General features: G+C 70.2%; 15 protein-coding genes. 6 read left to right on the top strand and 9 right to left on the bottom strand.

Annotated features, from left to right (window positions below; translation table 11 throughout):
* Complete coding sequence (locus tag HSO01S_RS04270; RefSeq protein ID WP_066039337.1) at positions 1–348, bottom strand: hypothetical protein; 348 nt, start codon at positions 346–348, stop codon at positions 1–3.
* A gap of 71 nt (positions 349–419) precedes the next feature.
* On the opposite strand from HSO01S_RS04270, the gene HSO01S_RS04265 reads away from it, so the two are divergent.
* On the top strand, positions 420–1,349 hold the full coding sequence (locus HSO01S_RS04265) for a response regulator transcription factor (RefSeq protein ID WP_066039336.1): 930 nt from the start codon (positions 420–422) through the stop codon (positions 1,347–1,349).
* Positions 1,350–1,386: 37 nt separating this feature from the next.
* Here the strand turns inward: HSO01S_RS04265 and HSO01S_RS04260 are convergent, their stop codons facing one another.
* Positions 1,387–1,734 carry a hypothetical protein gene (locus HSO01S_RS04260; protein WP_066039335.1) on the bottom strand — a complete coding sequence of 116 codons (348 nt, stop codon included), beginning with the start codon at positions 1,732–1,734 and terminating at the stop codon, positions 1,387–1,389.
* A gap of 23 nt (positions 1,735–1,757) precedes the next feature.
* Complete coding sequence (locus HSO01S_RS04255; protein ID WP_066039334.1) at positions 1,758–3,206, bottom strand: glycosyltransferase family 2 protein; 1,449 nt, start codon at positions 3,204–3,206, stop codon at positions 1,758–1,760.
* Between the two features lie 104 nt (positions 3,207–3,310).
* Between HSO01S_RS04255 and HSO01S_RS04250 the strand changes: the two genes are divergently transcribed.
* Positions 3,311–3,955, top strand: a complete 645-nt coding sequence (locus tag HSO01S_RS04250) for a hypothetical protein (protein WP_066039333.1) — start codon at positions 3,311–3,313, stop codon at positions 3,953–3,955.
* A 38-nt stretch (positions 3,956–3,993) separates the two neighbouring features.
* On the opposite strand, the gene HSO01S_RS04245 is transcribed toward HSO01S_RS04250, so the two are convergent.
* Together HSO01S_RS04245 and HSO01S_RS04240 are read right to left on the bottom strand one after the other, a co-directional pair.
* Complete coding sequence (locus HSO01S_RS04245; protein ID WP_066039332.1) at positions 3,994–5,163, bottom strand: GGDEF domain-containing protein; 1,170 nt, start codon at positions 5,161–5,163, stop codon at positions 3,994–3,996.
* 40 nt (positions 5,164–5,203) lie between these two features.
* The gene (locus HSO01S_RS04240) at positions 5,204–6,838 is read right to left on the bottom strand and encodes a sensor histidine kinase (protein WP_066039331.1); all 1,635 of its coding nucleotides are present in this window, start codon (positions 6,836–6,838) and stop codon (positions 5,204–5,206) included.
* A 91-nt stretch (positions 6,839–6,929) separates the two neighbouring features.
* On the opposite strand from HSO01S_RS04240, the gene HSO01S_RS04235 reads away from it, so the two are divergent.
* From HSO01S_RS04235 to HSO01S_RS04225, 3 genes are read left to right on the top strand one after another with little or no spacing between them, the layout of a single operon-like run.
* A complete protein-coding gene (locus tag HSO01S_RS04235) occupies positions 6,930–7,586 on the top strand; it encodes a response regulator transcription factor (protein ID WP_066039330.1) in 657 nt (218 codons plus the stop codon).
* Positions 7,583–8,785 carry a sensor histidine kinase gene (locus HSO01S_RS04230; protein WP_066039329.1) on the top strand — a complete coding sequence of 401 codons (1,203 nt, stop codon included), beginning with the start codon at positions 7,583–7,585 and terminating at the stop codon, positions 8,783–8,785. Before HSO01S_RS04235 ends, HSO01S_RS04230 begins: the two co-directional genes overlap by 4 nt.
* Positions 8,782–9,915 carry a hypothetical protein gene (locus tag HSO01S_RS04225; RefSeq protein WP_066039328.1) on the top strand — a complete coding sequence of 378 codons (1,134 nt, stop codon included), beginning with the start codon at positions 8,782–8,784 and terminating at the stop codon, positions 9,913–9,915. Before HSO01S_RS04230 ends, HSO01S_RS04225 begins: the two co-directional genes overlap by 4 nt.
* Before the next feature lie 56 nt (positions 9,916–9,971).
* Here the strand turns inward: HSO01S_RS04225 and HSO01S_RS04220 are convergent, their stop codons facing one another.
* Together HSO01S_RS04220 and HSO01S_RS04215 are read right to left on the bottom strand one after the other, a co-directional pair.
* The gene (locus HSO01S_RS04220) at positions 9,972–10,436 is read right to left on the bottom strand and encodes a MarR family winged helix-turn-helix transcriptional regulator (protein ID WP_245635883.1); all 465 of its coding nucleotides are present in this window, start codon (positions 10,434–10,436) and stop codon (positions 9,972–9,974) included.
* A 4-nt stretch (positions 10,437–10,440) separates the two neighbouring features.
* Positions 10,441–10,980, bottom strand: coding sequence for a MarR family winged helix-turn-helix transcriptional regulator (locus tag HSO01S_RS04215; protein WP_066039326.1), 540 nt, complete (start codon positions 10,978–10,980; stop codon positions 10,441–10,443).
* Between the two features lie 130 nt (positions 10,981–11,110).
* Between HSO01S_RS04215 and HSO01S_RS04210 the strand changes: the two genes are divergently transcribed.
* Positions 11,111–12,085, top strand: a complete 975-nt coding sequence (locus tag HSO01S_RS04210; RefSeq protein WP_157078904.1) for a TetR/AcrR family transcriptional regulator — start codon at positions 11,111–11,113, stop codon at positions 12,083–12,085.
* On the opposite strand, the gene HSO01S_RS04205 is transcribed toward HSO01S_RS04210, so the two are convergent.
* Both HSO01S_RS04205 and HSO01S_RS18630 read right to left on the bottom strand, forming a co-directional pair.
* Complete coding sequence (locus HSO01S_RS04205; protein ID WP_066039324.1) at positions 11,984–13,159, bottom strand: diguanylate cyclase domain-containing protein; 1,176 nt, start codon at positions 13,157–13,159, stop codon at positions 11,984–11,986. The two genes, HSO01S_RS04210 and HSO01S_RS04205, sit on opposite strands and share 102 nt — an antisense overlap.
* A 2-nt stretch (positions 13,160–13,161) precedes the next feature.
* Positions 13,162–13,956: a hypothetical protein gene (locus tag HSO01S_RS18630; protein ID WP_157078903.1), complete on the bottom strand. Its 795-nt coding sequence runs from the start codon at positions 13,954–13,956 to the stop codon at positions 13,162–13,164.
* Positions 13,957–14,003: the final 47 nt, after the last annotated feature.

The following is a 14,003-nucleotide window of genomic DNA, read 5'->3' as shown; positions in this document are numbered from 1 at the left end:
CTAGACCGGCAGCCCGACCGCTCCGCGGCCCATCTCGGCGATCAGGGCGGCGGGGACCGTGCGCTCGAGCGCGCAGAAGGCGCCGGCCGTGACGGCACGGAGGGCGCTGCCCGGGTCGTCCGGCGGGGTGATGACGATCACGGCCGTGCCGGAGGACCGGATCGTGCGCACGCGCGACTCGACGGGGTTGCGGGTGCTCGAGGCGGCATCCAGCACGACGAGGTCGGTCGGGAACGCGGCGTCGTGGAGGAGGTCGCCCCAGGCCGCCACCACGAGCACCACCCGGAGGCGGCCGTCCTCGGTCAGCCAGTCGGTCAGACGGATAGCGAAGGCGGTGTCTTTGCTCACAATGGCGAGCGTCGGGATTCGGTACCGAGATTCAGCCATCAGTTCGCCCATCCGTTGATACGATCAGGGCGATGGACGCAAATGGGGAACGACGAGTCGCGGTGATCATCGAAGATGACGCCGACATCCGCCACCTTCTGGAGACGGTTCTGACGCAGGCCGGGTTCGAGGTCATCGCGACCGGCAACGGCCTGGACGGGGTGCAGGCGGTGCGCGCCTACGACCCCACGGTCACCACGCTCGACGTGAGCATGCCCGGCATCGACGGCTTCGAGGCCGCGAAGCGCATCCGCACCTTCAGCAACACCTACCTCGTGATGCTCACCGCTCGCGACGAGGAGATCGACACGCTGCAGGGCCTGGAGGCCGGCGCCGACGACTACCTGACCAAGCCGTTCCGCCCGCGCGAGCTGCGTGCCCGTGTCGAGGCCATGATGCGCCGCCCCCGCCAGGTGCTGGCGAGCGATGGCTCGGGGCCCGTCGCTCCCGTCGCCGTGCAGCCCGCGGCCGCCCAGGCTCCGGTCTACGCCGCTCCGGCCGCTCAGGCGCCCGTCGCTGCTGCTCCGGTCGCGGCCGCGCCCGTGGCTGCTGCGCCCGTGGCCCAGGCTCCGGCTGCCGCCGCTCCGCCCGTCGCGGATGCCGGCCCCAAGAACTACGACCGGGAGGACGGCTGGCTCGAGCACAACGGCCTGCACGTCAACTCCGAGATGCGGCTGGCCGAGAAGGACGGGAAGGCCATCGACCTCACCCGCAGCGAGTTCGACCTGCTCAACGCCCTGATGGAGAGCCAGCGCCGCGTGCGCAGCAAGGCCGACCTCGCGCTCCTGCTGCGGGGCGAGAGCTACGTCACCGCTCACTTCGTGAGCGAGGCCGACAAGCGCGCCATCGAGGTGCACATGGCCAACCTGCGTCGCAAGCTCGCCGACTCGATCACGACCCCGCGCTGGATCGAGACGGTCCGGGGCGTCGGCTACCGCCTGGCCGCCTCCGAGGACGACTGACCTCTCCGCTGTCCGCGGGGCCGCCGCCGGCATCCGCCTAGGCCCGCTCGTCGGTGAGCTGACGCAGCGACTCCAGCCGCACGAGCAGTTCGCGGCAGGTGTTCGTGCCCACCTCCTGCAGGCGGGCCAGATGCACCAGGCTGCCCTGCAGGTCGAAGGCCTTCACCGCCGAATGCACCATGCCGGCGATGGCCTCGAGCGGCCAGGCGCCGAGCATGGTGCTGCTGCTGCGGATGCTGAGCAGAACGACATCGGCATCCTCGAAGTCGTGGTTGCCGAGCGCTTTCATCAACCTCTGGGATCGGGTCTCCCAGAGGTTGATGAAGTCGTGCACGAACCGGCCGCGCCCCTCGTCGTCTCCGATGGTGCTGAGGAGCGAGGTCATCACGCCGGGTTCGACGTAAGCCGTCAAACCTTGTACCCCCGGTAGCGGCGGAGGACCTTGACCACCATGCTCAGGGTCTGCATGATCGTGATGATCCCGAGCACGGGCCAGCCGATCCACAGGATGGTCGACTGGATGAACGGGTCGAGCTGGAACCAGACCAGCACCATCACGGCGACGACCAGGATGAGGACGACCAGCGGAACGAGGTAGCCGTTGCCGCGGCCTCGCTCGGCCTTGGCCTGGGCGGCCCAGTTGTCGGTCTGCTTACGGCTCAGGAACTTGGTCCACGCCCGGATGAAGTGCCCGAGTCTGACCCACATGTAGATCTCGGCGGGGAACAGGAACAGGGCGAAGACCACGTCCCGGCCGTTGCGGTTCTTCATCGACAACGCGGTGCGGAGGTTCAGCAGGATCGCGACGACCGGCGGGATGAGCCAGACCGGCGAGAAGACGAACGCGCTGATCGACAGCGAGCCCATCAAGAGCAGCACGAAGAGCACGCGGGTGGCGAGGTTGGTGAGCATCGAGAGGTTCTCGAGCCAGCGCAGCCGGAGGTTCGGGTGGAAGGGCTGGCCCTTGGTGTCGCCGCGCTGCCCGGGCCACATCAGTTCGATGGCACCGAAGTTCCACTTCACCTGCTGGGCGTCGAGGCCGCGGAGGGTGGTCATGCCACCGACGTCGGCGCGGGCCTGGGCCGAGATCTTGGTCAGGTAGCCGGCGCTCTTGATCTGCAGCGACAGCAGCGAGTCCTCGACCTCGGAGTCTTTCACCCACGGGGTGTTCTGGTGGTTCTCGACCATGATCTGGCGGAGCGCCTTGGTCGAGAAGATCGAGAACTGGCCGCCCAGCACCGCCATGTTGCGGCCCTTCAGCATGTTCTGCATGTTGAAGGCGGCGAACTGGAAGCGCTGACCGGTGATCAGGAACTTCGCGATGAAGCCCTTGATCGGCTGGTCGTCGATCGAGAAGATCGCCGAGATGCCGCCGATGCGGGAGTCGGAGGTGATCTCCTCGGCGAGGCGCTCGACCGCGTCGGGGGCCGCCGTGGTGTCGCCGTCGACACCGAGCAGGAAGTCGCAGCCCTCGACCAGCTGGTAGCCGTAGTTGAGGGCGCCGACCTTCTTGTCCTTGTTCTTGCCGATGTCGTGGACGTAGACCTCGGTGAACTGCTCGACGCCGTCGACCTCCTTGAGGTGGGGGCCGGCGTACTGGGCCGCGATCTTCACGGTGTCGTCGGTGGTGTTGTTGACGACGACGTGGATCACGTCGGGGAGCCGGGTCTGCGTGAGCAGCGACTCGAGGACCTCGCCGATCGACTCGGCCTCGTTGTACGCGGGGATGATGCAGCCGATGGTGGGCCGGTACGACGGAAGCGACTCGACCGACTCGATGAAGTCGTTCTGGAAGTCGTCGCGCTCGTCTCCGAGATCGGTGCGATCCGTGACGTACGGGTTGATGCTCTCTGCCATGCGATAAGTCTCCGTTACCGGGCCAAGGGTTCGATTGCGAATACGCCAGGGTCGCGTCAGGATCAGCTTAAGATTGGATCAGGGTCAGAAGCGAGAGGAAATTCATGCGATTCAGTGGGCGTGCAGCGGGCAGAGCAGCGCTCACCGCGGGGTTGGCGATCGCGACCGTGGTCGGGTTGAGTGCCTGCGGGACGGCTCCGTGGGATCAGTCGCGCTTCAACTCGGATGCTCCGGTCTCGCCGACCGCGTCCCCGACGGCGGCCCTGCCCAGCCCCACGGCCACCATCACCCCCATCGTGAACGAGCTGGCCACCGGCTCCACGCAGCACGAGCTGCAGGCCGGCGACATCTCGCTCACCGTGACCTACTACTCGACGCTGAGCATGGATCAGTGGACGGCGGACGCCAACAAGCCGATCAGCTTCTCGATGGTCGGCACCTTGGGCAGCGACCAGGGGCAGAAGATCTACCTCTCCCGTGTCTCTGTCACTCCCGCGATCGACGGCGCCACCGGCGCTCTGCCGGCCCCCGCGGCACTGATGGACCAGGCGTCGGTCGCACCCGGCTACCTGATCAAGGCGCCGTACAGCTACAGCCAGACCTTCATCCTGCCCGCGGTCGACCCGGCAGCCACCTCGATGACGCTGTCGTTCACCTACGAGATCCTGCTGCAGTCGGCGCCCGACTCCAACGACTACGCCAAGCAGACCGCGGCCGACCAGCTGACGATCGCCATCGCCCAGCCCTGATCGCCCAGCCCTGATCGCCCAGCTCTGATCGCCCAGCCCTAGGCCGGGGTGGGGGCCTTACCGACGACGATGCGGTTGCCGCCCTCGTCGCGGGCCGTCGCGGTCGTGTCGTCGAGCGCGCGACGGAGCACCGGCAGGCCGTAGCCGAAGGTGTCGGTGTCGACCACGCCGAAGCTCGCGGTGGCGCGGAGCGACTGCTGCGGGTCGATCGGCTCGTCGACCAGCGCGGTCTGCAGCCGGATGGCGAGGTGCTCGGCGTCGTTGGTGGAGGCGGTGACCACGACGATCACGAAGCGCCCCGCGCCCGTGTGGCCGAGCAGCGAGTCGGTGGGCGCGTGGTGGCGGATGATCTGCGCGACCGAACGGATCGCGGTGTCGCCGAAGGTGCGGCCGAACGCGGTGTTCATCTGGGGCAGGTTGTCGACATCCATCGCGATCATCGCCAGACGGTCGCCGTGGAACGAGGCGCGCTCGACCCAGTCGGCCCACTGCTGCATGAACGAGGTCGCCGACAGCACGCCGACCACGGAGTGCACGCCGACCGTCACATCCCCGAGCGCGCGGGCGCCGGAGCGCTCGGCCTGCAGGATCGACATCGAGATCGTGCCGAGCAGCACGAGGAGGATCGTGATGATCGTGGTGATCGCCGACCCGAAGTACTGCTGGAAGATCGGGGAGTCGGGCCCCATCGTGACGAAGACCGAGCTGCGCAGCACGTAGTAGGCGCAGACGATCCAGAGGCAGAAGCTGAGGATGCGCGCGTTCAGGTTGCGCCGCATCCGGGATCGCATGGTCTCGGCCGCACCGAGCCCGGAGAAGGCGGCGACACCGATGAACAGCGGGGTCGACCCCGTCCAGATGCCCGCGGACTGGCCTTCGAGGAGGGTCAGGGCGGCCGTGGCGACGCCGGCGGCGAGGGGGATCCAGATGTACGACGAGCGGCCGTTGAACACGCGTGCGCCCGACCAGATCGCGCCGACCGAGACGACGTAGGCGGCGTTGCCGGTGACCAGGATCCACCACAGGTGCGGCGAGAAGCCCCAGACCGCGAACGACAGGGCGGTCAGCATGCCCGCGATGAACGAGATGCTCCAGAGCCGCCCCGAGGCGTCGTTCCGCCGCATGGCGGTGTTCAGGATGAACGAGATGCCGCACAGGATGACGATGAGCCCCGAGATGAGCAGCAGCGTGGTCATGTCCAGCGTCACGCCGACTCCTTCTCCCGCACTCGCCCGGTCTAAGCGGAGTTTAGCGCGAGCGGGGGATGGATGCGGTGAATCGCGTTCCGACGCCGAGACTGCTGGTCACCGTGAGGTCGCCGCCGTGCCGGCGCACGATGTCGCGGCTGATCGTGAGGCCGAGTCCCGAGCCGTGGATGGTCGACTGCCGCACCCCTTCGGCGCGGAAGTACCGGTCGAACAGCTTGGACTGCTCGAGGTCGCTGAGGCCGATGCCGGTGTCGCTGACGACCAGGTCGACGCGCTCGTCCGCGGCGGCGACCGCCACGGTCACCGACCCGTTCTCGACGTTGTACTTGATGGCGTTGGTCAGCAGGTTGTCGACGACCTGGCGCAGGCGGAAGCCGTCGGCCTCGATCAGCACCGGCTCGAGGGAGGCGTTCTCGATCGTGATGCCCCGCTCGGCCGCCGCCGGCGTCTGGGCCTGGATCGACTGCGCCACGATCTCGGAGAGGTCGCACTGCGAGAACGACATCACGATCTGCTGGTCCTTCTCGCTCGCCGCGGTGAGGAGGTCGGCGACCAAGGCGAGGAGGCGGTCGGCGTTCGAGGACGCGACCTCGAGCATCGAGCGCGTCGTCGCGTCGAGCTGCTCGTCGTCGAGCGCGAGCTCGAGGTAGCCGAGGATCGAGGTCAGCGGGGTGCGGAGCTCGTGCGACACGGAGGCGACCAGATCGTCGCGGGCCTGGATGGCGTTGATCTCGGCCGTCACGTCGCGGGAGACCATCACGCCGCCGTCGAGTTCGCCGTCGGGGGAGGTGAGGGGCCGCGAGCTGACCGAGAGAGCGATGCGGTGCTGACCGGGCTCGCCGAGCCAGGTCACCGTGTCGTCGAACCGCTCGCCCCCAACTGCTCGGGCGAACGGTCGTTCGTCATCGGCGTACGGGGTCACGCGGTCGGGCCTGTAGAGCACGGGATGCTCGATCGTCGACTCGGGGAGCCCGAACTCGGTCTGGTAGGCGCGGTTGGCGCGGTTGACGATGGTCTGCACGCCGTTCTTGTCGAAGGCCACCACGCCGAAGGTGACGGCGTTGAGCACCTCGTCGAGCGTCTGCTCTTGCCGGCGGGCCCGGCGGAGGGCCACCTCGAGCAGGTCGGCCTGCTGGCGCAGGAGACCGCGCTGGGCGGCCGTGCGGCTGGAGGTCGCGAGGGTGGTGGTGGCGATGAACGAGAGGGTGATGGGCAGCACCAGCAGGGACGGGATGCTGTTGATCACGAGCGGTGCGCCGGCCAGCCCCGCGGTGATCCAGAGCAGCACCGAGCTGGTCACGACGCTCACGATCGCGCCGAGCAGCCCGAAGTAGCTGGAGAGCCAGATTACCGGGAAGACCAGCAGGAGTCCGGCACCGAGCTGCGAGTTGCCCTCGCGGACGGCGATGATCGCGAAGATGTCGATCAGCGGGAGGATCCCCGCCCACTGCCGCGGGAAGTTCGACCAGGGCACGAGCGCCGAGGCGGCCGTGAGCACGAAGACGACGGCGACCCCGCCGAAGAACCGGGGGTCGAGCACCGCGGTGGGCTGGAAGATGTAGGCCGCGCAGACCATCAGGAGAAGGGCGGCCGCGAGCAGCAGCTGCGACTGGAAGACGGCCCGGTCGAAGCGGGAGCGCCGCTCCGCCTCGGTGAAGTCGCTCCCCCTGCTCATGAACTGAGGGTACAGCCCCGGCGTACAGCCGATTGGACGGGGCAATCGTGTCCCGGATATCCTCGATCAGGGGGTCTGGAGTGAAGTCGTCGTGAACGCGCGCAACCCGGTGCCGCACACCGTGGCGATCGTCGACGACCACGCGCTCATCCTCGACGGCGTCTCGAACTGGATCAGCGGCAACGCGCCCGACCTCGACGTCACGATCCGCGCCACCTCGTGGGTCGAGGCGGTGCGCCACCCGGCCTTCCCGCCGGAGGTCGTGCTGATGGACCTGCAGTTGAAGGAGCCGATCTCGGTCGAGGCGCGCATCCGCATCTGCCGCTCGGTGGGCGCGGCCGTCGTCGTGATGAGCGCCCTGGATGCGCCGGAGACGATCCGCCGGGTGCTCGACGCCGGCGCCGCCTCGTTCGTCTCCAAGGCCCAGCCGGCGACCGACCTGCTCGACGCCGTGCGCGCGGTGCTCGGCGGGCAGACGGGATCCGTCGTGGCGTGGGACGAGCCCGACCGGGGCGGGCCGCGGGTGATGACCTCGAGCATCCGGTTCAGCGAGGAGGAGGAGGAGACGCTCCGCCTCTACGTCTCGGGCCACACACCGGTCGAGGTGGCCATGATCCTCGGCACCAACATCCAGGCCGTGAAGAACGCGCTCGAGCGCGTGCGCGAGCAGTACGCGTCGGAGGGCCGGGTCGCCGAGCGCAAGCAGGATCTCGCGCTCCGGGCGGCCGAGGACGGCTACCTGGCATGACCCTGCAGATCGCCGCCGACGTCGACGGCGTCGCCACCAGCCGTGCCCTCGCCCGGGGAGGGACCTGGTTCGCCTCCGTCTTCCTCGGCGCGACCTTCCTGATCGCGGCTCTGTTCATCCCGGTCACCGGGCACCTGGAGATCCTCCTCTCCCTCGCCGGGCTCGTCGTGGTGGCCGCCGGCGTGATCGCGGCCCTCCGGGCGCGATCGTTCGTCTGGGCGGTCGGGGCCACGCTCGTGGCCTGCGCTGGTCTCTACCTCTACGCCGCGGTGACGACCGCCGTCTCCGTGACGGTCCCGGGGAGCACGCCCTCCAGTGACTACGTGCTGCTCTCGATGCCCGAGTTCGCGGTGCTGGTGGTGGGCATCCCGGCCCGCTCGCTCGGCAAGGCCATCACGCTCGGGTCGCTCGCCTTCGTGGCCGGGCCCGGGCTCGTGCAGGTGGCCGCCTGGCAGTCCGGCATGCCGCTCGCGATCGACGTGCCGGTCGTGACCTCGTTCGTGGCGCTGGGCCTGTTCGTCTCCGCCCTCTGGCTCGGGCGCCGTGACGCCGCCCGCGGCACGGCCGTGATGTCGACCGCGGCGCTCGCCGAGGAGCGGGACGTGGCGATCGCCCGGTTCGCGGACACCGCCTCGGCTTGGGTGCAGGAGAACGTGCTCGCCGACCTCCGGGCCCTCGCGCAGAGCGCTCCCGGCCCGCTCCGCGACGACCAGCTGCAGGCGATCGACCGTGACCTCGCGAACCTCGCCGACATCGGCCCGGTGCTGTCCGGCCCGGGTTCCGCGGGCGCCGCGGCGCGCTCGCTGTCGAAGGCGCCGCTGCTCATGACGGTCGTGCGCGACGCCGAGCAGAAGGGGTTGCAGCTGCGCGTCACCGGTGACGTCGAGGCGGTCAACGGCGTCTCCGCCTCGGTGGCCCGCAGCCTCGAACGGGCGATGACCGAGTGCCTCGAGAACGTGCTGCGGCACTCCGGTGTGCGCGAGGCCGACATCGCGGTGATGTCCAGCCCGCCCGAGCTCAGCGTGATGGTCTCGGATGCGGGCACCGGCTTCGACGTCGACGCGACCGGCGACGACACGGTGGGCCTTCGCATGATCGTGGTCGACAGCATCGTCGAGGTGGGCGGCTCGGTGCAGATCTGGACCCGGCCGGGCGCCGGGACGGCGGTCTTCATGACGGTGCCGGGAGGCGACCGGTGAGGCCCCTCAGGCCGCCGCGGGGGACGACGGCGCTGCAACTGGACCCGCTGGCCTCGATCAGCGCCCGGGGCTTCCTGGTCGTCGTGGCCGTCGTCTCGATCACGTGCAGCATCGGCCTGACGATCGCGACCGCCGGCCAGGTCTCCTCCTGGCCGCTGGCGATCGCTGCGATCGTAGCGCTGGCCGGGGGATTCGCCTGGTTCATCCGGAGCGCCTTCCGCTTCGACTCCGGCGTCACGAGCGACCGGTTCGCGACCTCGTTCGCCCTCGTCGCGATCGCCGCGGTGCTGAACTCGCTCAGCTGCGTCGGCACCAACTCCGCGGTGCGGGACGACTGGGGACTGCTGACGATCGGTCTGGTGCTGATGGCGGCGGCGCCGTTCCGCACCCACGTCGAGCTCGGCACCTACACGGGCGTGGCCGTCGGTCTCTCGGCGCTCCTGACCGTGCTGCACCTGTTCACCGGCTTCGGCGAGGTCGTGCCGGCCCCGGTCATCCTGCTGGTGGCGATCGCCCCGGCTCTCGCGATGGGTCTCGGGGCGGTCGCGTACGCGCGGTCGCTGGTGCTCGACATCTACGCCGAGCGCATCGACCAGGCCGAGCAGCGCGACGATCAGCTCGACCGCCTTCGGCAGGAGTTCGTCGACGACGACGTGATCGGCGAGGTGGGCGGTCTGCGCAGCGACGTCGTGCCGTTCCTGGCCCGGCTGCGGATGGCGGGTACCCTGACGGTGGAGGACCGCGTGACCGCCGGCGCGCTCGCGACCGCACTGCACACCGCGCTCGTGCGCGCCGGGGAAGCCGACTCGCTGGGCGACCACGTCGGCGTGCTCGTCGACGAGAGCGCACTCTCGCTGCGCCTGCACGAGGACGACCGGGCCACGATCCGGGCGCTGCTGGCGGCGCTGGAGGCCTCACCACTCACCCGTCCGGGCTCGATCGTGCTCGAGCTGATCGAGGGCGAGGAGGACCGGTTCGCCATGGTGCGGTGCTCGAGCGACGACGTGCGCGGGCTCCGGGCCGACGTGCTGCCGTTCATCCGGATGATCAGACTGATGTTCCCCACCGCCAGCGAGCAGATCGCCGGCGAGGAGCTGCTGGTGCACTTCGACGTGCCGCGCCTGGCCTGAGACGTCAGACCTGCCCGAGCCCGAGGGAGGCAGAGGTGGTCAGGCGGTGGTGGTCGTCAGGCGGCGGTGTCGGTCGTGTCGACCTGTGAGGCGGCCTCGGTCATCGCGAGCAGGAACGTGCGCACGGCCTCGGCCTGCTGCTCGTCGAGCCGGGAGGTCACGGTGATCATGCGGCGGTGGAGCCGGCCGAGCGTGGCCCTCACCTCGTCGTCGGACCCCGGGGTCGCCACGACGGCGAGGCTGCGGCGGTCGGAGGGATGCGGCCGACGGTCGAGGTGACCCGAGGTGGTGAGCCGGTCGAGCATGACCGTGACCGACGCCGACTTCATGCCCAGGTGGTCGGCGAGCATTCCGGGCGTGACGACGCGGCCCTCGCCCTGCGCCTTGAGCAGGTAGCGGAGGGCGGTCAGGTCGTTCTCGCCCATCTGCATCGATTCGCGGGTGCGCCGGCGCATGGCAGCCTCGGCGGTGCGGTAGGCGCGCATCGCACTGAGGACCTCGGCCGCGAGCGGGGAGGCCACGCGGTCAGCCGCGCTCATCGCGCCGGGCGGTGTGCGGGGCGACGTGGTTGTCGATCTCGTCGACCGCATCCCGCATCGAGTCGAAGAAGTCGATGATCGTCCGCGCATCCTCGGGGCTGAGGTGCTCGACGACCTCGACCAGTTCGGGGCGCACCTCGCCGAGGGTCGCTGCGGCGAGCTCGTCGGTCGGGACGGTCGGGACGATGATCAGGGCACGGCGGTCGAACGGGCTGGGTTCGCGGTGGATGTGGCCGTTGCGTTCGAGCCGGTCGAGCAGCACGGTGATCGAGGCGCTGGTGATGCCGAGGTACTGGGCGAGCTCCTTCGGGCCGACGGCCCGGCCCTGCTCCTGGGCACGCAGCAGATAGCGCATCGCGATCAGGTCGTTCTCGCCCATTCCCATCGACTCCTGGGAGCGGCGGCGCATGGCGGTCTCGGCGGCACGGTAGGAACGGAGGGCCTCGAGCACGGCGACGCTGCGCGCGCGGTCGGCTTCGTCACCGTACCAATAGTGCGGTGAGGCCTCGGGTCGCTGGGTGCTCATCCCACTAAGCGTAGACCAACTGCTTACTAGAGTGGCTAGCGGTCGTGTCCGGATGTGTCGCGGCCTACGATCACCGTACCGCGCGCGCTGGTACATTCGAACGACACGTGGGGCTATGGGAGGTGCACTGGTGAGCTTTTCTCCAGACGCCGAGGACCGGCACACGCCGCGGTCGCGCATCCGCGCATCCGAGGTCAGGCGACGGGTTCTCGACGCCGCTCTCGAGAGGGTCGAGAGCATCGGCTTGACCATCGGGTTCGAGCACATCGTGATGGACGACCTGATCCGGGAGGCCGGGGTCCCGCGGAGCTCGACGTACCGGCTCTGGGATTCCAAGGACGCCTTCATCACCGACCTCCTCAAGGAGATCGCGGCCGAGACCTCCAACAAGCTCGCCGACGACGAGACTCTCGAGCTCAGCGAGAGCATCCTGTACGCCAACCTCGACCGGCTCGAGAACGCGGACGACCGGCGCCGGGTGATGTACGAGGTGATCCGCGTCGCGCTCGAGCACAACTACCGTGCCGTGATCGCCTCGGTCGCCTGGCAGTCCTACGTCGGCCTGTCGGCCACCCTCCTCAGCCATCTGGAGTGGTCGGCCCGCGATGAGATCGAGCGGGCGCTCCGCGAGGGCAGCGACTCGTTCATCGAGCGGATGGCCGAGTTCCACCACTGGTTCTCCTCGATCCTGGGCTACCGGCTCCGGGCGGAGTGGAAGGGTGACTACCGGCCCTACACGGTCGTCATCTCGGCCGTGGTCGAGGGGCTGGGGCTCCGCCACCTCGGCAACCCAGGCCTGGTGGATGCGGCGTACGCCGGTCCGGCGACGATCAGCTCGGACGACCCGGAGTGGTCGCTGCCCGCGATCGCGCTGGTCGCCATCCTGGAGCGGTTCCTCGAACCCGACCCGGACTACGACGCGGCGGCGACCGTCGCGGCGTTGCGGGCGCGGGCGGCGGAGGCCGAGGTTGCGGTTGCGGCTGCGGCTGCGGACGCCGCTCCGTCAGAGCTGGTCGGCGAGCACGATCCGGCCGACCCTGTCCCGGGCGTCCCGGCCGAGGGCGCCCGCGGCGGACTCGATCAGGCGGGCGAGCAGCACCGCTGAGGGCAGCGGGTCGTCGAGCGCCGTGCCGCTCCGCGGCCGGGAGCGGCTGAGCCCGAAGCTCACGTCCGAGCCCTCCTCGACGTCGGCGGTCGCGGCGCGGTACTCGGCCTGCATCCGCTCGGCCAGCTCCGCGGCCCCGTCGAGGTCGGTGCCCGGGAGCAGGATCGCGAAGCGGTCGCCCGGCAGCCGGCCCAGGAGCGCGTCGTCCGGCACGTTCGCGATGATCGCGCGGGCGAGGGCGGCGAGCAGCGCGTTCGCATGGGCGACCCCGTATGCGCCGCGGAGGTGCTCGAGCAGGTCGACGTCCGCGACGAGGACGACGGGACGGCGACTGTCGTCCCGGGCCTCCAGCCGGGAGGCGGCCTGCCGGATGAACACGGCCCGCTCCTCGAAACGCTGCCGGTGCCCGTCGGCGCCGAGGCGGGTGTAGACGGCACGCGCCTCCTGCAGCCGGATGACGATGATGCCGGCGCCGCCGCAGACGACGAGCACGAGATTCATCGCCGAGACGAACTCGGTGCCGAAGAAGCGCTGATAGACCGCGCTGTCGGGGCCGGCCACCAGGAACGCGGCCGAACGCCCGAGGATGTACACGCTGTGCACCCCGAGCACGACGGTGAGGATGCGCGCCCCCACGAAGGTGCGGAGCCGCGGTCTCAACGACTCGACGACGATCAGCACCGAGAAGAGCGCCAGCGCCAGCATCTTCTCTCCTGCGCCGGCCCACCGCGGACCGGCGTCCGTGGGCAGGGACGCCGTGACCGCGACGACCAGACACACCCCGAGCACGAGCCAGAGGGGGCTCTTCCGGCGGTTGAAGGCGCGGCAGCCCATCCACAGCGCGCCGAGTGTCAGCACCATCATCGAGTTGCCGACGGCGACCGCCCACCAGATGTCGTCGGCGCGTGCGGCGACGAAGTACGCGACCGTGCTGAGGCTCGCGGCGATGAAGACGACGGCCCAGAACCGCGCCGCCGACTCGCTCGGGCTGCGGAACCGCTCGACGAAGAAGAGCACGCCGAGCACGGCGACGGTGAGCACCATCGCCGGCAGGAGGATCGTGAGATCGAGCACGCTCAGCAGTCCGCGGCGAGATCGGCGGGCGCGGCGATGACGGCGATCGTGCCGTCCTGGGCGGTGACGACGACGCCGTAGGTGGAGCGGGTGTCGTCGCGCACCGTGTCGACGACCACGTCGAAGGTCGAGCCGGTGAGCCGCTCGTTTCCGGCGACCGCGGGCGCGTAGGTCTCGAAGGGGTCGCCCACGCGGGCCCCGTGCGGGGAGACGACGTCGACGAGCGTCCCGCCCGTCCCGGCCGCGGGCACGGAGCGGGTGACGACCGTGAAGTCGGCGCCCGTCGCGGAGGGGTCCTGCCCGGGGTAGTCGATGCTCAGCGAGGACCAGGTGGCCGTCGTCGAGCCGGCCTCGCATTTGCCCGGTGCGGCGTAGGTCGTGACCGGTGCTCCGAGGAGGGCGGTCAGGGCGGCGATCGCGGGCGCCGCAGGCTCGGAGTAGCCGTAGTCGACGGCTCCGGCGTCGGTGACGACCGTGAGGGCGCCGGCGTCGATCACGAGGTAGGGGACCGAGGCTCCGGCGGGGCCGGCCGCGGCCGCCTCGGTCGGAGGGGCGGCCGTGCCGCCGGGAGGCACCGTGGCGCCCAGGCCCGGGTCGCCAGACGGTGCGGGGGTGGCCGGCGCGGGCGCAGCATCCGGAGCGGCCGTGGACGAGGCGCCGGCGGACGTCGAGGGTCCGGAGCCTGCGGGGACGCACCCGGTCAGCAGCAGGGAACCGAGAGCGATCCCGATCAGGCCCAGGAGGGCCGGCCGCGCCGATCGGGTGGGGGCCCGCCGGCCGCCTCGCATCGCTTGCACTGTCATCCCCCTGTGCGCCGTGAAGGTGGTCACACAGTAGCGTAGAC

Source organism: Herbiconiux solani NBRC 106740 (assembly GCF_001571005.1).
GTDB classification, from domain to species: Bacteria; Actinomycetota; Actinomycetes; order Actinomycetales; family Microbacteriaceae; genus Herbiconiux; species Herbiconiux solani.
The sequence above is the reverse complement of the archived record's forward strand: the minus strand, read 5'-3'. Positions and strand labels throughout refer to the sequence as shown.